At 41.1% G+C, this 17,518-nt stretch carries 19 protein-coding genes and 1 pseudogene; 8 read left to right on the forward strand and 12 right to left on the reverse strand.

The window, feature by feature from the left end:
* Positions 1 to 32 precede the first annotated feature (32 nt).
* From ABLA85_RS10030 to ABLA85_RS10050, 5 genes and pseudogenes are all read right to left on the reverse strand, one after another.
* Positions 33 to 1,355, reverse strand: coding sequence for a TIGR00366 family protein (locus ABLA85_RS10030; RefSeq protein ID WP_367963677.1), 1,323 nt, complete (start codon positions 1,353 to 1,355; stop codon positions 33 to 35).
* Positions 1,352 to 2,017, reverse strand: coding sequence for a 3-oxoacid CoA-transferase subunit B (locus tag ABLA85_RS10035; RefSeq protein ID WP_367963679.1), 666 nt, complete (start codon positions 2,015 to 2,017; stop codon positions 1,352 to 1,354). The genes ABLA85_RS10030 and ABLA85_RS10035 overlap by 4 nt, the downstream gene beginning before the upstream one ends.
* 12 nt (positions 2,018 to 2,029) lie before the next feature.
* A complete protein-coding gene (gene atoD / locus ABLA85_RS10040; protein WP_367963681.1) occupies positions 2,030 to 2,680 on the reverse strand; it encodes an acetate CoA-transferase subunit alpha in 651 nt (216 codons plus the stop codon).
* A gap of 277 nt (positions 2,681 to 2,957) precedes the next feature.
* Positions 2,958 to 3,323, reverse strand: coding sequence for a hypothetical protein (locus ABLA85_RS10045; protein WP_367963684.1), 366 nt, complete (start codon positions 3,321 to 3,323; stop codon positions 2,958 to 2,960).
* A gap of 630 nt (positions 3,324 to 3,953) precedes the next feature.
* Positions 3,954 to 4,208, reverse strand: a pseudogene (locus ABLA85_RS10050) (IS1 family transposase); the annotation flags it as partial.
* A 291-nt stretch (positions 4,209 to 4,499) separates the two neighbouring features.
* Here ABLA85_RS10050 and ABLA85_RS10055 point away from each other — a divergent pair.
* Positions 4,500 to 4,922 carry a GNAT family acetyltransferase gene (locus ABLA85_RS10055; protein ID WP_367963686.1) on the forward strand — a complete coding sequence of 141 codons (423 nt, stop codon included), beginning with the start codon at positions 4,500 to 4,502 and terminating at the stop codon, positions 4,920 to 4,922.
* 53 nt (positions 4,923 to 4,975) lie between these two features.
* Here ABLA85_RS10055 and ABLA85_RS10060 read toward each other — a convergent pair whose 3' ends face one another.
* Both ABLA85_RS10060 and ABLA85_RS10065 read right to left on the reverse strand, forming a co-directional pair.
* Positions 4,976 to 5,437, reverse strand: coding sequence for a hypothetical protein (locus ABLA85_RS10060; RefSeq protein ID WP_367963687.1), 462 nt, complete (start codon positions 5,435 to 5,437; stop codon positions 4,976 to 4,978).
* A complete protein-coding gene (locus tag ABLA85_RS10065) occupies positions 5,431 to 5,703 on the reverse strand; it encodes a hypothetical protein (protein WP_367963797.1) in 273 nt (90 codons plus the stop codon). The genes ABLA85_RS10060 and ABLA85_RS10065 overlap by 7 nt, the downstream gene beginning before the upstream one ends.
* On the opposite strand from ABLA85_RS10065, the gene ABLA85_RS10070 reads away from it, so the two are divergent.
* The 6 genes from ABLA85_RS10070 (at position 5,624) to cysM (ending at position 10,434) form a co-directional block, all read left to right on the forward strand.
* A complete protein-coding gene (locus tag ABLA85_RS10070) occupies positions 5,624 to 6,202 on the forward strand; it encodes an RpoE-regulated lipoprotein (RefSeq protein WP_367963689.1) in 579 nt (192 codons plus the stop codon). The genes ABLA85_RS10065 and ABLA85_RS10070 overlap by 80 nt on opposite strands.
* Before the next feature lie 229 nt (positions 6,203 to 6,431).
* Positions 6,432 to 6,620 carry a hypothetical protein gene (locus ABLA85_RS10075; protein WP_367963692.1) on the forward strand — a complete coding sequence of 63 codons (189 nt, stop codon included), beginning with the start codon at positions 6,432 to 6,434 and terminating at the stop codon, positions 6,618 to 6,620.
* A gap of 3 nt (positions 6,621 to 6,623) precedes the next feature.
* Positions 6,624 to 7,457, forward strand: coding sequence for a sulfate/thiosulfate ABC transporter permease CysT (gene cysT / locus ABLA85_RS10080; protein ID WP_367963695.1), 834 nt, complete (start codon positions 6,624 to 6,626; stop codon positions 7,455 to 7,457).
* On the forward strand, positions 7,457 to 8,296 hold the full coding sequence (cysW, locus tag ABLA85_RS10085) for a sulfate/thiosulfate ABC transporter permease CysW (protein WP_367963697.1): 840 nt from the start codon (positions 7,457 to 7,459) through the stop codon (positions 8,294 to 8,296). Before cysT ends, cysW begins: the two co-directional genes overlap by 1 nt.
* A gap of 33 nt (positions 8,297 to 8,329) precedes the next feature.
* On the forward strand, positions 8,330 to 9,418 hold the full coding sequence (gene cysA, locus ABLA85_RS10090; RefSeq protein ID WP_367963699.1) for a sulfate/thiosulfate ABC transporter ATP-binding protein CysA: 1,089 nt from the start codon (positions 8,330 to 8,332) through the stop codon (positions 9,416 to 9,418).
* A 134-nt stretch (positions 9,419 to 9,552) separates the two neighbouring features.
* Positions 9,553 to 10,434 carry a cysteine synthase CysM gene (cysM, locus tag ABLA85_RS10095; RefSeq protein WP_367963702.1) on the forward strand — a complete coding sequence of 294 codons (882 nt, stop codon included), beginning with the start codon at positions 9,553 to 9,555 and terminating at the stop codon, positions 10,432 to 10,434.
* 302 nt (positions 10,435 to 10,736) lie between these two features.
* Here the strand turns inward: cysM and crr are convergent, their stop codons facing one another.
* From crr to cysZ, 5 genes are all read right to left on the reverse strand, one after another.
* Positions 10,737 to 11,246, reverse strand: coding sequence for a PTS glucose transporter subunit IIA (gene crr, locus ABLA85_RS10100; protein WP_367963705.1), 510 nt, complete (start codon positions 11,244 to 11,246; stop codon positions 10,737 to 10,739).
* Positions 11,247 to 11,311: 65 nt separating this feature from the next.
* A complete protein-coding gene (gene ptsI, locus ABLA85_RS10105; protein WP_367963707.1) occupies positions 11,312 to 13,039 on the reverse strand; it encodes a phosphoenolpyruvate-protein phosphotransferase PtsI in 1,728 nt (575 codons plus the stop codon).
* Positions 13,040 to 13,181: 142 nt separating this feature from the next.
* Positions 13,182 to 13,439 carry a phosphocarrier protein Hpr gene (gene ptsH / locus ABLA85_RS10110; RefSeq protein WP_367963708.1) on the reverse strand — a complete coding sequence of 86 codons (258 nt, stop codon included), beginning with the start codon at positions 13,437 to 13,439 and terminating at the stop codon, positions 13,182 to 13,184.
* A gap of 464 nt (positions 13,440 to 13,903) precedes the next feature.
* A complete protein-coding gene (cysK, locus tag ABLA85_RS10115; RefSeq protein ID WP_367963710.1) occupies positions 13,904 to 14,857 on the reverse strand; it encodes a cysteine synthase A in 954 nt (317 codons plus the stop codon).
* 181 nt (positions 14,858 to 15,038) lie between these two features.
* The gene (gene cysZ, locus ABLA85_RS10120) at positions 15,039 to 15,818 is read right to left on the reverse strand and encodes a sulfate transporter CysZ (RefSeq protein WP_367963712.1); all 780 of its coding nucleotides are present in this window, start codon (positions 15,816 to 15,818) and stop codon (positions 15,039 to 15,041) included.
* A 220-nt stretch (positions 15,819 to 16,038) separates the two neighbouring features.
* On the opposite strand from cysZ, the gene zipA reads away from it, so the two are divergent.
* On the forward strand, positions 16,039 to 16,956 hold the full coding sequence (gene zipA, locus ABLA85_RS10125; RefSeq protein ID WP_367963714.1) for a cell division protein ZipA: 918 nt from the start codon (positions 16,039 to 16,041) through the stop codon (positions 16,954 to 16,956).
* Positions 16,957 to 17,518 lie beyond the last annotated feature (562 nt).

Genomic DNA, 17,518 nt, shown 5'->3' on the forward strand with positions numbered 1-17,518 from the left:
TTTCCATAATAAATCGTTAATTCTTATTATCATTAAAATAGAAGGAGGCCGATAATAAATATCAGAGCGGAAAAAAAGAGTGCCGTGATACAGTAGCCCATAATATCGCGTACCCCAAGCCCTGCAATAGCCAGCGCTGGTAATGCCCAAAACGGTTGTGCCATATTCATCCACTGCTCACCATAAGCGATAGCCATAACTGATTTACCTAAATCTGCGCCCAACGCTTCAGCGGCAGACATGACAAACGGCCCCTGAATAACCCAGTGACCCCCACCAGATGGCACCGCAAGGTTAATCAGTGCGGAACTGAAGAAGGTCATCATTGGGAAAGTGTCTTTGTTAGCGACGTTGATAAAGAACTCAGTGATAAGCCCGCCTAGCCCTGAACCTTCCATCATCAGTTGAATACCTGCATAGAAGGGGAACTGTACCAGAATACCCGCAGTACTTTTCGCAGCAGCCCCCACTGCACGCATATATGCCATTGGGGTTTTATGTAGTAATAAACCGGTCAGCAGGAAAATCATGTTGACGGTGTTAATGGTAATGTTGAACCCATTCTTGGCAAAGTATATACCGAGGTAGGTGAAGCCTAGTATTCCGATGATCCACGCGATAATACGGCTTTCCTCCATGCGTTCAGATAGAGGGGCGTCTTTCGGCAGTTTTTTCTGGAAATCCGGCTCTTCTTCCAGCAAAGCCGGGTCGATCATCATAATTTCCTCTTTTTTCGGCATCATCATACGAGTGACAAACGGCATGACGGCGATAAGGCCGAGTGTGATAAAGATGTTGTAACTGGTAAAGATAGTCTGGCTGACTGGGATCAAACCTGATATATGCTCAACCGGATTACCAGGCGTTGCTGCCAACAACGGCATTGAGCCGGAAAAACCGCCTCCCCATGTCAGAAAGCCGATGTAGGCGCAGGCGATCAGAAGCGGGTAGTCAGAACCGGGAACCCTACGGGCGACCTCACGGGCAAACATAGCTCCGACAACTAACCCGAATCCCCAGTTAATGACACAAGCCACGGAACCGAAGAAGGTTACTAGCATCACACCCTGTGTGGGTGTTTTTGCCAGTGAAGCCGTTAGCCTCAGAATACGTTTAACAGAGCCAGAGCTTGCCAGCGCGTGACCAGTGACGATAATCATCGCCATCTGCATCCCGAAAGCAAGTAGGTTCCAGAAGCCGTCCCCCCACATTTTGACCAGATCCATTGATGTGCTTGATGTCAACAACAGCGCGATCATAAATGTAAGCATGGTGAGCAGCATTGCAAAGATCAGCGGATCTGGCAGATAGCGGTTCACAACCCGTGTCATTACACGAGAAATGTGGCCGATCATACGCTCTCCTCAGTTACATAAAGAGACATCACTTTCACGTGTGGAGAAACGATAAATTTGGCCTCGGTTTTCGCCTTGATGGTGTCAATGTTTACACCCGGTGCGTATTCAAATAGCACCATCTGACCGTTTTCGAAACGGAATACAGCAAGTTCAGTAACCAGCGTATCCACTGCATTCACAGCTGTCAGTGGCATAGTGCATTGACGTAGAATTTTGGCTGAGCCATCTTTTGCACAATGTTCCATTGCAATGATCACTCTACGGGCGCCAGTCACCAAATCCATCGCGCCACCCATGCCCGACACCATCTTGCCTGGAATCATCCAGTTAGCCAGATTAGCATCCTGGTCTACTTGTAATCCGCCTAGCACACTAGCATCAACGTGACCACCTCGTATCAGAGCAAAGGAGAACGCACTATCAAACACAGATGCGCCCGGTAGTACACCACAAGGTTGCCCGCCAGCGTTCACCAAATCTCTATCCGGCTGTGTGACAGGCCCCAGACCGAGAAAACCGTTTTCAGACTGTAGGATGATATGTACCTTTTCAGGCAGGTAGTTCACAACCTGAGTTGGTAGGCCGATACCAAGGTTAACGATATCTCCATCATTCAATTCAAGAGCTACGCGGCGGGCGATAAGTTCTTTAGCATTCATGGCATTTTATCCTTACTGAACAATGAGATGGTCAATGATAGCACCCGGTGTGATAATGCAGTCAGGATCGAGTGAGCCAATCGGTACGATTTCATCCGGTTCAGCGAGCGTGATATCTGCAGCCAGTGCAATAAGTGGGTTAAAGTTACGTGCGCTGAGGTGATAAGTCAGGTTGCCGAAAGTGTCTGCTTTGTGTGCCTGAATCAGTGCCAGATCGGCATACAGCGGCAATTCGAGAAGGTATGTCCGGCCATTGATGACTTTTTTCTCTTTGCCTGCTTCCACCACGGTGCCCACGCCGGTTGGTGTCAGAAAACCACCTAAGCCAGCACCGGCGCAACGGATCTGCTCAGCTAGCGTACCTTGTGGCACCAGTTGTACTTCCATTTCACCGGAGATCATGCGGCGACCAGCTTCTGGATTAGCACCGATATGGGATGCAATTAATTTTTTTACTCGGCCATTAACAATCAATGGTCCCAGACCGGTATCAACAAAGGCTGTATCATTGGTAATAAGGGTTAGATTTTTTACACCGGTTTCTAATAGCGCTGTCATTAAACGTGGAGGGGTGCCCACACCCATAAATCCACCCACCATAATGGTCATCCCATCGCAGAAAAATTCCTTTGCCTTATCAATCGTTATTTGTTTATTTTTCATGTTTCTTTCCTTAGTAAGAAAAATATCTTAAACAGTAAAATAGCAAAGGGTATATCAATAGATTAAATTTTATTTTCCACTAACAATAAAATTTTTGGAATAATAAATATTATTGGTTTTTAATGGTATGATAATTTTTGGTTGGCTGTGATTTAATTAATATTAAATATCAGGAAATGGTATGTTGTAAAAAATGTATAGCAAAGAACAGCAAAAAACGGCAGGAGTTCAATTTAAGAAAAAAAGATTAAAGAGAAATAGAAAGTTAGCGAAATAATTAGATGTTAAAGAAATCTTGAAAGTATTGGCTTCTTGATTTTTGTAAAAGGGAAAATAATTGCGTAAAATCAGCTTGGCTACCAACTGCAACTTCAATGGTTGTCGAATCACTGGAAAAATTGAATTTTAGCCATATCCAAGCTGAACCCGTAAGTTTCTGTTCGCTTGTACCATTAATAAGAGACACTGCTATTGCTTGTTGAGGTGCAGTTAATCCAGATCCTCTTATAATAGTAATTATTTTTCCTCGGAGATCAGCAGGTATATAGATGGTTGAGCCTACATCCCAATATCCGCTGATCGATTGTATAGAACCTGTTGCCACAGTCATTTCACTATCATTTTTTTTATCTTGAGTACTCATATTTATTTCCTCATGTATTAACAACGTAGATTGCTAATTAAGCCAAAGAGGTTCATTGAAAATATCTTTGGCAATATGAGGCAGTGGGATATTTCTCCGCCTGTGAACATCAATAAAATAGATTTATCAAAATTGGAAAATACTTCTTGGGTTAAGGATGACACAAAATGGCTGTTTGGAAATTAATAAGATTCACATTCTACTGATAAAACTAATATACTGAATGCAGAGGAAGAGAGTGATGACAGATTAATCTAAAACTTGACCGTTTTGTACTGGCCGATTTTATCTAACACATCTATTTGAAAAGAGGAAAGTTTGAGTGTCAGATAGAGTTATGACTAATACAGTTTGTATACCCCAGAGCAGAGCAAGTAATCTATATGCGCCAAGAAGGCTTGCATCAGGTTTAATCTGGGTTTCATGATTATAGGTGTTAAGGTTACAAGCAGGTTGAAAGCATTGGTGAATTCTATTTTGTGCAAGTGAATAACGAGTTATAAATGATCTATTGGTATAACTACCTCCATCACAAACAACATCATATTGCAAAGGTTAATAAACCTTTTTCCACTCACAACAAGTGAACAACAAATCACTGTTAGCCCTCCATCCTTGAAGTCGAGGAAACTGGGTAAATTTCTTTCCTCTGCAGTGCTTTCCATCAGGAAGACAATGGTAAACCGCATAATTATCTGTACAGTAAAATTGAATATTAAAAGGCGTCAGAAGCGCTAACAATTTATCCAAGGTTTTCCTGCTGCGATCACCCAATACATGCGCTATTACCCGCTTCCTCTCCGGTTCCCAAGCATACCAAAGCCAGCGCTGATTTTTCTTGTTACCGACGAATGACCCTTGTTCGTCTACTTTACCGATAATTTGGTATCACTTTCCGGCGAGGAAGAAGTAAAGCGTCAATAAACACTGTAATTGTATACAGGGTTGAGGTAATCGATTATTTAATTTTAATATAAAAATATTAATCATGGACAAACATAAAAACATTAAACTAATATATATTAAGTATATTTATTTCTGCTTTCATTCTGGTTAGTTTATAGCGATAGGCAGTATACCTGTTAGTATCAATGAACGCATTTTCATATTGATTCCAAAATGAAAGTAGTGATTATTGTCATTGAACCAATTGCTTATTAAACAGGCTGACTAACTATGGAAATTAGGCTATTTCGTCAAGAAGATTTTGAAGCCGTTATCACACTTTGGGAGCGTTGTGATTTGATTAATTTTGGCGATGATCCAGAACTCGATATTGAGCGTAAATTAACTCATGATGCTGATTTATTTCTGGTTGCTGAAGTGGCAGGAGAAGTCGTTGGAACAGTGATGGGAGGGTATGACGGACACCGTGGTCATGCTTATTATTTGGGCGTTCATCCTGAATTTAGAGGCAGAGGAATTGCCAATGCTTTAGTTTCCCGCCTTGAAAAAAAATTATTGGCGAGAGGTTGCCCCAGTATTTTAATCATGGTTCCAGAGGAAAATGATGCAACAATTTGTATGTGTGAAAAAATGGAATATGAATATTACGGACAAGAGCACACTGTTTTTAATAAACGTTTAATTATTGATTAAATGTTAAAGGTAAGTGGCTGAGAAAATTTATTTCATTCGGCCATGAACCACATTTATTTAAACGAACCTCTTTTTAAGAATTTTATTAATTTTCTGGCCGATTTTTTTATTAAGTGATGAAATTTCCTCTGGTATTTATTTTTTGTAATAAAGAGATCTTTTGACATTAAGAAAGAACGATGTCCGGTTACAGTAATAACTTTAACATTAATAACGCCATTTTTGTCTTTTGAAAAATAATAGTGATCATGAATCGGTGATTCAGTTTTACTTTTGAGTACCCTACAGTTTTGTGCAGAATAATTTTGTGCGGAATAAAAGTGGGGTGAGTTTATTTGTTTATTTTTTCTTACTGTATTGAGAGGGTTTTTCACATATTTCTGTACCTTGTTGATATTAGTCTGGGAAGCTAACTGATAGCATGGTATTTTTGCAATAGTATTTATTACCATAACATCTGATATAGTTGTAGAATTTAAAAAAATCAAAAATACCGTAATCATTGTGGCTACCATGAATCTTTGCCATTGATTTCAATGTTTTTTATAATCCAGTCACGTTTTGGTATGATATCGACCTGTTTATAAACAATTACACAATGATTTTTATATAGTTGTGCTAAATAATCAGTCCAGAAAATAAGGTAAAAAAAAGTAATGAAAAGATATTTTATATTTAGTTTATTGTTAAAAAAGAGAGTTATGACAATCAGTGGCTTAATGAGTGCTTCATTATTATTGACTGCTTGTGCAGGAACATCTGAATTTTCATGGTCTTCCATATCACCTTTAAACTGGTTTTCGAGTCACTTAAAGGTATCTGACCAAGGTATAGGAGGGATCAACCCGCAGACAGATATGAACTTATCTGTGATTCAGCAGGGGCTGGAAGGCAAATATCGTCTGCGTAATGGTATGGAAATGCAGAATGGAAAACTAGTCAATATCGTACAGGGAATGGAAGGTAATCAAGTCAAAATTGAATTATCTGGTTTGAATCATGGCAAGGTAGATCATATTGATATCCTGGATGAAAACATTAAAACAGTCTGGGGAACAAAAATCGGAATGCCTTTTTCTGAACTGTATGATAAAGCCTATGGTGCTTGTCAACGTTCCGGCAGTTTAGCTATGCAACCGGCAGTTGTTTGCGCTGCACCACAAAGCCAGCATATCAGCTATATATTTACAGGGGCATGGAATGGCCCAGAAGAGTTAATGCCTTCAGATGATGTACTAAAAACGTGGAAAATCTCTCGTATTATCTGGAAAGCTGAATGATAAATACAAAATAGAAAGGTTGAGGAAGAATTTTGCTGAGAGTCATTTTTTAACATTATGCAACTGAGGAGAGCTGTAAAGAGTAGCGTTTTTTATAGCTTATCTCGTTTCATCATTTCTCATAAAAATTCGGTATATAAAACAGCGGGCAGTAACCTATCCTGTTATAAATATTCTGGATACAGTATGGAGCAATCGTTGTTAAATGGTGTGACAGATAAGGTGTTGAATGAAAACAGTGGTAAATACAAAGCAATGGAGCGAATTGTTTTCCAAATCACTATTTACTGTATCCCTTATAGGGAATTTCAACGCCTATATTTCTAATGCAGATGTAGTCGCATTGCAGGAACATTCGGGGGAAAACCCATATCAACTCGGATGGTATGCCGGCTCAATCATTGATGGAAGGGTATGAGCCATGTTTGTTTCATCCAGTAAACGTGTGTTACCCGGATTTGGATTGAGTTTGGGTTGTAGTCTCTTTTATACCTGTTTGATCTTGTTATTGCCATTGAGCGCTCTGGCCATACAACTTTCCAGCATGAGTTGGGCAGAATATTGGCAGGTGATTGCAAATCCTCAGATTGTTGCCGCCTATCAGGTCACTTTGTTGGCTGCTGCCATTGCCAGTTTGTTCAATATGGTTTTTGGCATGTTAATGGCCTGGATATTGACTCGCTATCGTTTTCCCGGACGCAATCTGCTTGATGGATTGATAGATTTACCCTTTGCTTTACCGACAGCGGTTGCGGGGTTAACGCTGGCAACACTATTTTCTGCAACCGGATGGTATGGCTCCTGGCTTGGTAATTTTGATATTAAGGTCGTGAATACCTGGTTGGGTATTGCGGTTGCAATGGCATTCACCAGCCTGCCTTTCGTTGTCCGTACCGTTCAACCAGTACTCGAAGAATTAGGTCCGGAATACGAGGAAGCAGCCCAGACATTAGGGGCAAGTCGTTGGCAGACGTTTAGGCAGGTGATTTTGCCGGAACTCTCACCTGCATTGATAGCGGGCACGGTACTTTCTTTCACGCGAAGTCTGGGAGAATTTGGTGCGGTCATTTTTATTGCAGGCAACATCGCGTGGCAAACTGAGGTAGTTTCTCTGATGATCTTTGTACGATTGCAAGAATTTGATTATCCGGCAGCCAGTGCGATTGCTTCAGTGATCCTGGCTGTATCACTGCTGTTGCTATTTAGTGTCAATTTATTACAAAGCCGCTTTGGTAAACGGATCGGAGGGCATTAATGGCCGAATTTTTCGGATATACACTGATGCCGCGCTCCTCAATAAATTGGGGTAAATGGGTATTGATTAGTACAGGGATAATTGTTTCTGTCTTGTTATTGGTAATTCCGATAGCGTGGATTTTTCTGACTGCCTTTTCACAAGGGCTTGATATCCTCTCACTGAATCTTATTGATCCCGATATGCTCCATGCCATCTGGTTAACCGTGTTGATTGCATTGATCACAGTACCCATCAATCTGGTTTTTGGTGTGGTAACAGCGTGGCTGGTAACCCGGTTCCAGTTTCCTGGCAGGCAATTATTACTGACATTAATCGATATTCCGTTTGCAGTTTCTCCCGTTGTAGCGGGGTTACTTTATCTGCTGTTTTACGGTTCTAATGGCTGGATGGGAGAGTGGCTTGGAGCTTATGACATCCAGTTAATGTTTTCATGGCCGGGTATGGTATTGGTTACGGTATTTGTGACGTGCCCGTTTGTTGTTCGTGAATTGGTGCCAGTGATGTTGAGTCAGGGTAATCAGGAAGATGAAGCCGCAATATTATTGGGTGCTTCTGGTTGGAAGATGTTCTGGCGTGTGACATTGCCGAATATTCGCTGGGCGTTGCTGTATGGCATTGTTTTGACTAATGCGCGAGCAATTGGGGAATTCGGGGCTGTGTCTGTGGTATCAGGTGCGATCAGAGGAGAAACCTACACATTGCCTTTGCAGGTTGAACTGCTGTATCAGGATTACAACACAGTTGGCGCATTTGTGGCGGCGGCTTTATTGGCAGTGATGGCGATTATTACGCTGATTGTCAAAAGTGCTTTGCAGTGGTGTTTAAGCCGTCAGTAAATGGGAGTCATAAGTGGAGGTCAATAGCAGAATATGAGTATTGAAATCAGCAAAATCAGTAAATCTTTTGGTCGGGTTCAAATACTGAATCATATTTCTCTGGATATTGAATCCGGTGAAATGATTGCTCTGCTTGGCCCATCAGGCTCCGGCAAGACAACATTGTTGAGGATCATTGCAGGGCTTGAGCAGCAAAGTGCAGGGCAGTTGAAGTTTCATGGTCAGGATGTCAGCCAGGTACATGCAAAAGATCGGCGGGTGGGTTTTGTTTTTCAGCATTATGCTCTGTTTCGTCATATGAGCGTATTTGATAATGTTGCTTTTGGTCTGACGGTTCTTCCCCGTCGTCAGCGTCCCAGTGGTGAGACACTTCGTAGTAAGGTAATGTCTTTACTCGATATGGTCCAGCTATCTCATCTTGCAGATCGTTATCCATCACAACTTTCTGGTGGTCAAAAACAGCGAGTGGCTTTAGCAAGGGCATTAGCTGTTGAGCCGCAAATTCTCTTATTAGATGAGCCTTTCGGTGCTTTGGATGCTCAGGTTCGGATGGAATTGCGTCGTTGGTTACGTGAGCTGCATGAAGAATTAAAATTTACCAGCGTATTTGTCACTCATGATCAGGAAGAAGCAATGGAAGTGGCGGATCGGGTTGTGGTGATGAATCAAGGTGCTATAGAACAGGTTGGCACTCCACAGCAAGTATGGAAAGAACCGGAAAGCCGTTTTGTACTGGAATTTATGGGCGAAGTGAATCAGTTACATGGTGAGATTAAAGGCTCACAGCTATGGGTTGGAGGAAAAATTTTCCCACTGGAGGTGATGCCACTACATCAAGGGAATGTTGATGTTTTCTTTCGTCCGTGGGAAATGAATCTTAGTACACAACAAACGTTATCTTGCCCTTTGCCAGTTAAGATTGTGGAAGTGAGTCCACGAGGGCATTTTTCCCTGTTGTCTGTTCAGCCTATAGGATGGGGGGAAGAGAGTTTATCGGTTGTCTGGCCGGATAATTCTTTGATTCCGGCGAGAGGAAGTCAATATTTTATTGGTGGAAAGAATGCCCGATTGTATGAAGGTAATTCATCATTAAAGGTACTGAAACTCGCTGAGTCCGCCTAATTTTTTCATTACTTGCACAACTTTGGGTTTCCCCTGTTGTCTTGAAGGATACAGTTTTTTTTGTTTAAGAGCTTGCGACAGTTTTCTGAATGCGATTATTCTGTTGTTTATTCTCATATGATTCAGGTAGTGCTGTGGCAAGCTTAGAAAAATTTATCGGTAATACCCCGTTGGTTAAATTACAACGAATTACTGAAAAAGTAGATGCGGAGATTTGGGTAAAACTGGAAGGCAACAATCCTGCCGGCTCTGTAAAAGACAGAGCAGCACTCTCAATGATCCAGCAAGCGGAATTACGGGGAGAAATCTCACCGGGAGATGTGCTTATTGAAGCAACGAGCGGCAACACAGGCATTGCGTTGGCGATGATTGCTGCGGTAAAGGGTTATCGGCTTAAGTTACTGATGCCTGAAAATATGAGCCTTGAACGTCAGGCGTCTATGCAAGCTTACGGCGCTGAACTGATTCTGGTCAGCCAAGAGTTGGGAATGGAAGGTGCACGGGATTTGGCGCAACAAATGGAACTGAATGGTGAAGGAAAAGTTCTTGACCAGTTTAATAATCCTGATAACTCACTGGCGCATTTTAAGACAACAGGGCCGGAAATTTGGCAGCAAACACAGGGGCGTATTACCCATTTTGTCTCCAGTATGGGAACAACCGGCACTATTACAGGTGTGAGCCGCTATCTGAAATCTCAATCAAATAAGGTACAGACGACGGGGTTACAGCCAGCAGAAAACAGTCATATTCCCGGTATCCGCCGTTGGTCGCCTGCTTATATGCCGGGTATTTATCAGAAATATCTGGTGGATAATATCTTAGATATTACGCAACACGAAGCAGAAGCAATGATGCGATTACTGGCCCAGAAAGAAGGAATTTTTTGTGGTGTTAGCTCTGGGGGGGCTGTTTCTGGGGCACTGCGTATTGCGGCTGAAAATCCAGGTGCAGTTATTGTTGCGATCATTTGTGATCGTGGAGACAGGTATTTGTCTACAGGGGTATTTAGTTAGCTCTCTTTTCATCCTTTTCATATATCTTTTATACTCAAGCTGTGGTTTTTTTTTGATCATGCTACAGCTTTAAGTCAGTTGAACATTTTCCACGTCCCATCAATAACCTCTTATCAGAAGAGTGAGAATGTAAGTGAGTGGGGCGATTACACTCCCGTCGATAGCTATATATTGTGTCAGCATTGTGGATTAGTGGCTGGAGATTGTTGAGGTAAACGGAAATCGCCCTGTTTTATCAGATATCGTTACTGCTTAACCCGATAAAACAGAGGCGATTCACGTATAACTCATCAATAGCATTATTACTTTTTGATGCGCATGATGACAGATTCACCGACGTTCACAGAGCCATTTACTTTAGATAGCTCTTTGATTTCATCCATGTTAGAAATAACAACAGGCGTTAAAGTTGACTTAGCTCTTTCCTCCAGAAATGCCAAATCAAATTCTAAAACCAGATCGCCTTTTTGCACACGTTGACCTTCTTCGGCAATGCGTTTAAAGCCTTCGCCTTTCAGTTCAACGGTGTCAATACCGAAATGAACGAACAGTTCTATCCCACTATCGGATTCGATAGAAAAGGCATGATTAGTTTCGAAGATTTTACCAATGGTGCCATCAACGGGGGAGACAATCTTATTGCCTGTAGGTTTAATGGCGATACCATCACCTACAATTTTTTCAGCAAAAACAACATCTGGAACATCTTCGATATTAACTATCTCACCTGATAACGGGGCGATAATTTCAATACTGCCGCTATTTTTTTTATCATCTGAAACCAAAGATTTCAGTTTATCAAGCAGACCCATAAATCTTCTCCTAATTGTTTTGATGGGACCGTGTTCTGGTTAACGTGCTATTTTGGTTAACTTACTTAGCAGAGAGTTTTTTCTCTGATGAAAGTGTCAACCAACTCCATCAATTCCTGTGCAGTTGGCTGAGCCAACGCTTGCTCTGCCAGTGCTTTTGCATCATCGTAATTTGCATTACGGATGATTTTCTTAATACGTGGAATTGATATTGCACTCATACTGAATTCATCCAATCCCATGCCTAAGAGCAATAGTGTAGCGCGTTCATCTCCAGCCAGCTCACCACACATGCCCGTCCATTTACCTTCTGCGTGTGAGGCATCAATAACTTGTTTGATAAGGCTCAACACTGCTGGCGACATTGGGTTATAAAGATGAGAGATCAGTTCATTACCACGGTCTACCGCAAGAGTATACTGAGTTAGATCGTTTGTCCCAATACTAAAAAAGTCAACTTCTTTTGCAAGATGTTTAGCAATGGTTGCAGCAGCAGGCGTTTCTACCATGATGCCGACTTCAATCGATTCATCAAACGCCTTATTTTCATTGCGTAACTGATCTTTGAGCAATATCAATTCTGCTTTCAGCTCCCGGATTTCTTCAACGGAAATAATCATAGGGAACATAATGCGGAGTTTACCAAATGCGGAAGCTCGCAGGATAGCACGCAATTGAGAATGTAAGATTTCTTTACGATCAAGGCAAATTCGGATTGCACGCCAGCCAAGAAATGGGTTCTCTTCTTTGGGCAGGTTCATGTAAGGCAGATCTTTATCACCACCGATATCCATAGTGCGGATAATAACTGCCTGATTACCAACGGCTTCTGCGACTGCTTTATAGGCTTCAAACTGCTCTTCTTCCGTCGGCAGAGAATCTCGATCCATAAACAAGAATTCAGTGCGGTATAAACCTACACCTTCTGCACCGTTGCGCTCTGCCCCTTTAATATCGCGAACTGTACCAATATTGGCGCAAACTTCGACTTGATGACCATCCAGCGTGATAGCAGGCAGATCTTTCAGTTTTGCCAGCTCTGCTTTTTCTGACAGATATTCACTTTTGGTTTTTTTTAGTTGTTCAATTTCGGTGTCAGATGGATCTACGTAGATGTGATTATTGACAGCATCTAAGATAAGGTAATTACCATTTTTTATTTGGGCCGTGGCATTAGTTGTTCCTACAATTGCGGGTAATTCCAACGAACGTGCCATGATTGAGGTATGAGATGTGCGGCCACCTAAGTCAGTAATGAAACCTAGCACTTTATCCAGATTAAGTTGCGCGGTTTCTGAAGGTGTTAAGTCATTGGCAACCAGAATAACTTCTTCTGTGATAGAGCCTAAATCAATAATCGGCATAGCCAGAATATTTTTCAGTAAGCGTTTACCGATATCACGAACATCGGCAGCACGCTCTTTCAAATATTCATCATCCAGCTCTTCCAGTGCTTTGGCTTGATCTTCGATCACTGAATAAACAGCGGCATCTGCTGTAGTCAGATTTTTCTTGATCAGAGTAATGATTTCCTGTTCCATTTCCTCATCTTCCAGCAACATAATGTGGCCTTCGAAGATTTCAGCTTTTTCTGACCCCAAATTTTTTTCTGCTGTATTTCTAATGATTTCTAATTGAGCAGAGGCTTTGTCGCGCCCTTGTTTAAAGCGTGAAATCTCTTGTTCGACTTGTTCAGGAATGATTTTTTTGTGATTGATAATAATGGGATCTTCTTTCAGTAATAATGCCTTACCGAAAGCAATACCTGGTGATACTAAGATGCCTGAAATCATATTATATGACCTTAACTGCGGGTGATTATCTTTCTTCATTGCGCCTTCAGAGGGCAGGCTTTAATGAAGAATATCCCCAGATTTTGTTTTTCTGGGGATAGAACTGGATGATATGAAATAGACTGGCTTTACAAGCGGATGATTATTCCAATTCACCCATCAGCTTAACTAAATGTTCAACAGCTTGTTGCTCATCTTCACCTTCAGCAGAGATTGTTACAACAGTCCCTTGAGTCAGTCCCAGCGTTTGCAACTTAAACAGACTTTTCGCACTGGCTGATTTACCGCCGGAAGTAAGAGTGATATCAGAAGAAAAACTTTTTGCTTCTTTGACGAATTGTGCAGCAGGGCGGGTGTGAAGGCCATTTGGTGCAGTAATAGTAACTTCTTGCTGGAACATAGTATTTCCTCAATAACTTAAATTTTTGTTGATAAGCCAAGAGAGTGCTAAAGCGAGTTTAGCCGGATTATTTCTGACTTGTACAACCGTTAAACCGATAATGATATATACCTTTTTCTTTCAAGTTGTTTCTTTGTTGTTGGTTGCATTCATTTACGACCTTGATACAACTCGAAATTTATTGCGCTAAAGTGTATTAAATCATTATCAAAAAATTAACAAATTTGATGCCATTCAATTGTTGATTGAATGTTAACACACGCCAACCGAATATGAGTTGAACCGAACAGAATTCTTTCTGGTTGTCTGCGATTAATTTCGTGCATCAAAATAATTACTGGTTAAATACTAAAGCTACTTGAATAAATCATCTAGGAAAGTTTTAAACTTTGATCTGATGCACAAAAAAGCACCCTCGCGGTGCTTTTTTGTCAATAAAATTGAAAAAATAATGAGGTGATAAATTAGTCAGTGACCAGATCAGCAAACAGTGCTGTGCTCAGGTAACGCTCAGCAGAAGAAGGTAGGATGACAACAATATTTTTATCCTTGTATTCATCTTCTTGAGATAATTTAATGGCAGTGGCAACGGCAGCACCTGAAGATATACCGGAAAGAATTCCTTCTTTTTCAGTGAGTTCGCGCGCAACTTTAATCGCTTCCTCATTGCTGATTTTAAACACACGGTCAACTAATGTTAAATCCAGGTTATCAGGGATAAAACCTGCCCCGATCCCCTGAATTTTGTGCGGGCCTGGTTTAAGTTCTTCGCCAGCAAGTTTTTGGCTGATCACAGGCGAATCTTCCGGCTCTACGGCAACAATAGTTACCTGTTTGCCCTGCGTATTTTTCAGATAACGGGCAACTCCAGTAATCGTGCCTCCTGTACCTACGCCAGCGACGAAAACATCGACATCACCATCGGTATCTTCCCAAATTTCTGGCCCGGTGGTTTTTTCGTGAATTTCAGGGTTTGCCGGGTTACTGAACTGTTGCAGCAGAACATAACGCTCCGGCGCATTGTCATGAATCTCATTCGCTTTATCGATAGCCCCTTTCATGCCTTTAGTACCTTCGGTTAACACTAAGTTAGCGCCCAATGCTCTTAGTAGCTTACGACGTTCTAAGCTCATGGTTTCCGGCATCGTTAATGTCAGTTTATAACCGCGGGCTGCTGCGACATAGGCAAGTGCAATACCTGTATTACCACTGGTTGGTTCGATAAGCTCTTTGCCTTTTGTCAGAATGCCACGCTTCTCTGCATCCCAAATCATGTTGGCGCCAATACGGCATTTCACACTGAAACTTGGGTTACGAGACTCTATTTTTGCCAGAATGCGGCCATTCCCGAAATTTTTTAAGCGTACAAGTGGAGTGTGACCGATAGTTAACGAATTATCTTCATAAATTTTGCTCATTGTCCGATTGCCCCTAAGATACTCTTAACTTCTGATTAATTAACCATACGCGAACATCTTATTAATGGAAATAAGGTTTAAATCTATTCTTATTATATAAAAGAATATTTAGCAATTTATTGTATTACTCCTCTGTATTTTCATTCTATTTCGTTATTTCTGTCCATTTTTATATTAGTAATTATTGATGAGAAGAATGGTTATTCATAACATGCTGTGCGCGATAACGGTCAACCCACATAGCAGTAGCACCACAGACGGCAACAGGCATAATAAATAGATTAATGATTGGGATCATGGTTAATACACTGACTATGGCCCCAAACTGGAGATTGTCAATTTTGTTTTGTCGTAGGGTATTACGCATATTGACAAAGCTGACTTTATGGTTATCAAACGGGTAATCACAGTATTGGATAGCCAGCATCCATGCACTGAAAATAAACCAGATAACCGGAGCCACAGTCTGTCCGATACCCGGAATAAAGTACAACAATAAGAGGGCAATAGCGCGAGGAATGTAGTAGAGAATTTTGACTATTTCACGTTTCAGAATACGGGGTGTATCTTTTATTAGGTCAAAAACACCCGTGTCTGGCGCAGAGATACCCGTCAACTGAGATTCTAATTTTTCTGCTAATAATCCATTAAACGGAGAAGCAATAAAATTCGCCAATGTGCTGAAAAGGTAGGTAAAAATCAGTAGCACAGAAATAACAGCCAGTGGCCACAACAAATAACTGAGCCATTGCATCCAATCTGGTATTTTATTGAGCACCCATTGTATCCAGCTATCCAGCCTTTGGTATAACCACCAGAAAGAGCTGCCGAACAGTAAGATATTAGCCAATAGAGGCAATAAAACGAATCTCTTGATGCCAGGGCGGGTTATTAAATGCCAACCTTGTACAATATAATGAAATCCGCCTAAATGTTTTGGCAATTTTTTCGAATTCGTCATATTTTCTTATTCTCTCTTAGAGGATTGAGACGGTATGATATAGGCAGGATTTTCCACTGACCAGTAGTTTTATGTGTGAAAAACACGCGAAAAAACAGGAGATACCTCTCTTTATGATAAGAAAAGTCTGTAGAGGCTTGCACTTGTGCTATTTGACAAATACTCTTATCTAAAGAATATTCCGCCGTGGTGGCAATTAATTTAAACAACAGAGATAGCAATGATGCAGGATTTGCGTCTGATATTAATCGTTGTTGGTGCGATAGCCATAATAGCTTTGCTATTACATGGGTTGTGGACCAGCCGTAAAGAGCGTTCGTCACTCTTTCGTGATCGCCCAGTGAAACCTCATAAACAGGAGCGTCGGGAAGGGTTAGAGGATAATGATGGCGATGAGTTGTTTAATAATTCGTCAAAATCACGTATTCAAGAATCAGTTAAGTCTCGTTATGAATATCGTGAAGAGCCGGTTATTAAGCGCGATGCACCTGATTTATCAGAAGTCACATCTGATGATGGAGTTGATCCTTTACTTTCAAAGCAGCAACCTGAAACATCTGTAGCAAAGGTAAAAGCTATTGATGAAAGTCAGAAAGAATCACAACTTGGTCTGTTTGAATCTGTTGAGAAAAATAGTGCAGAAGGTGCGGAAACGGAAGCTGTTCAAGAGCAGTCGAAGTTGGAAAATGCAACGAAAGCTGAACCTGAGCAAACTAAAAAAGAAACTGTGTTGGTATTACATGTAGCTGCTCATCATGGTCAGGAACTAAATGGCGAAGTACTGCTTCAGAGCATTTTGCAATCAGGTTTCCGATTTGGTGATATGAATATCTTCCATCGTCACTTAAACCCATCGGGTAGTGGTGCGGTATTGTTCAGTTTGGCTAATATGGTTAAGCCGGGGTCATTTGATCCAGAACGTATGGTAGATTTCAGCACTCCGGGGATCTCAATGTTTATGCTCGTACCTTCATATGGCGATTCTAATCAGAATTTCAAATTGATGTTGCAGGCAGCACAGCGTATTGCTTCTGATGTGGGTGGTGTGGTGTTAGATGCCGAGCGTAAAATGCTTACACCGCAAATGATCGAAATTTATAAGGCACGTATTCGTGATACGCTCAGTGCCCAAGAATAATTCCTCTTTTTAGTATTAAGCCCCCGCCTGGTCGGGGGGGGGGTAATGATGCAATATATTGATTATAAATGAATTTTTTAGTCGACATCCACATCTCATCCACTTTATAACTGAAACCTTTAGCAAAAGCCCTTCGAAAATCGAAGGGCTTTCTATAATTATCAGAAGCTTTTTATCTTATGAAAAAAAATACCTCACCGCAGTAGTGATAGTGAGGATGAGATACAACTTTACGCTACAAGATTTATAATCTCTGTACTTGTAAATTTTGCAATAGAAAATAATAAAGTTGGTATAAATATTGATATATACCCTATGCCTAAAACACCAAATGAACAACTTACCACATTTTGTGTTGTTTCAGCCTTTCAGACTGCTATAGGCCCTGGCTAAATGCTCCGATAAGGGGGAATCGCTATGGTGGCTGCTTTACAATAAAATCCAGGTGATGAGGGCTAATACAAAGGCAATTCAGTGCGATTGGATCAATACCATAATGTGATCACTTCTTTTTCTGTTTTTTTAATTATTAAAAATATTTATTATTAATACCCTCAATACC

Origin of the sequence: Xenorhabdus sp. SGI246, from assembly GCF_040838225.1 — a bacterium.
GTDB classification, from domain to species: domain Bacteria; phylum Pseudomonadota; class Gammaproteobacteria; order Enterobacterales; family Enterobacteriaceae; genus Xenorhabdus; species Xenorhabdus indica.

Bases quoted from the DNA above. Each gene is read 5' to 3' on its own strand.
- ABLA85_RS10030 (WP_367963677.1), bottom strand. From the start codon at position 1,355: ATGATCGGCCACATTTCTCGTGTAATGACACGGGTTGTGAACCGCTAT.
- cysK (WP_367963710.1), bottom strand. From the start codon at position 14,857: ATGAGCAAAATTTATGAAGATAATTCGTTAACTATCGGTCACACTCCA.
- zipA (WP_367963714.1), top strand. From the start codon at position 16,039: ATGATGCAGGATTTGCGTCTGATATTAATCGTTGTTGGTGCGATAGCC.
- ABLA85_RS10055 (WP_367963686.1), top strand. From the start codon at position 4,500: ATGGAAATTAGGCTATTTCGTCAAGAAGATTTTGAAGCCGTTATCACA.
- ABLA85_RS10070 (WP_367963689.1), top strand. From the start codon at position 5,624: ATGACAATCAGTGGCTTAATGAGTGCTTCATTATTATTGACTGCTTGT.
- ABLA85_RS10065 (WP_367963797.1), bottom strand. From the start codon at position 5,703: ATGGAAGACCATGAAAATTCAGATGTTCCTGCACAAGCAGTCAATAAT.
- atoD (WP_367963681.1), bottom strand. From the start codon at position 2,680: ATGAAAAATAAACAAATAACGATTGATAAGGCAAAGGAATTTTTCTGC.
- ABLA85_RS10075 (WP_367963692.1), top strand. From the start codon at position 6,432: ATGAAAACAGTGGTAAATACAAAGCAATGGAGCGAATTGTTTTCCAAA.
- ptsI (WP_367963707.1), bottom strand. From the start codon at position 13,039: ATGATTTCAGGCATCTTAGTATCACCAGGTATTGCTTTCGGTAAGGCA.
- ABLA85_RS10035 (WP_367963679.1), bottom strand. From the start codon at position 2,017: ATGAATGCTAAAGAACTTATCGCCCGCCGCGTAGCTCTTGAATTGAAT.
- ptsH (WP_367963708.1), bottom strand. From the start codon at position 13,439: ATGTTCCAGCAAGAAGTTACTATTACTGCACCAAATGGCCTTCACACC.
- ABLA85_RS10060 (WP_367963687.1), bottom strand. From the start codon at position 5,437: ATGGTAGCCACAATGATTACGGTATTTTTGATTTTTTTAAATTCTACA.
- cysA (WP_367963699.1), top strand. From the start codon at position 8,330: ATGAGTATTGAAATCAGCAAAATCAGTAAATCTTTTGGTCGGGTTCAA.
- crr (WP_367963705.1), bottom strand. From the start codon at position 11,246: ATGGGTCTGCTTGATAAACTGAAATCTTTGGTTTCAGATGATAAAAAA.
- cysZ (WP_367963712.1), bottom strand. From the start codon at position 15,818: ATGACGAATTCGAAAAAATTGCCAAAACATTTAGGCGGATTTCATTAT.
- cysT (WP_367963695.1), top strand. From the start codon at position 6,624: ATGTTTGTTTCATCCAGTAAACGTGTGTTACCCGGATTTGGATTGAGT.
- cysW (WP_367963697.1), top strand. From the start codon at position 7,457: ATGGCCGAATTTTTCGGATATACACTGATGCCGCGCTCCTCAATAAAT.
- ABLA85_RS10045 (WP_367963684.1), bottom strand. From the start codon at position 3,323: ATGAGTACTCAAGATAAAAAAAATGATAGTGAAATGACTGTGGCAACA.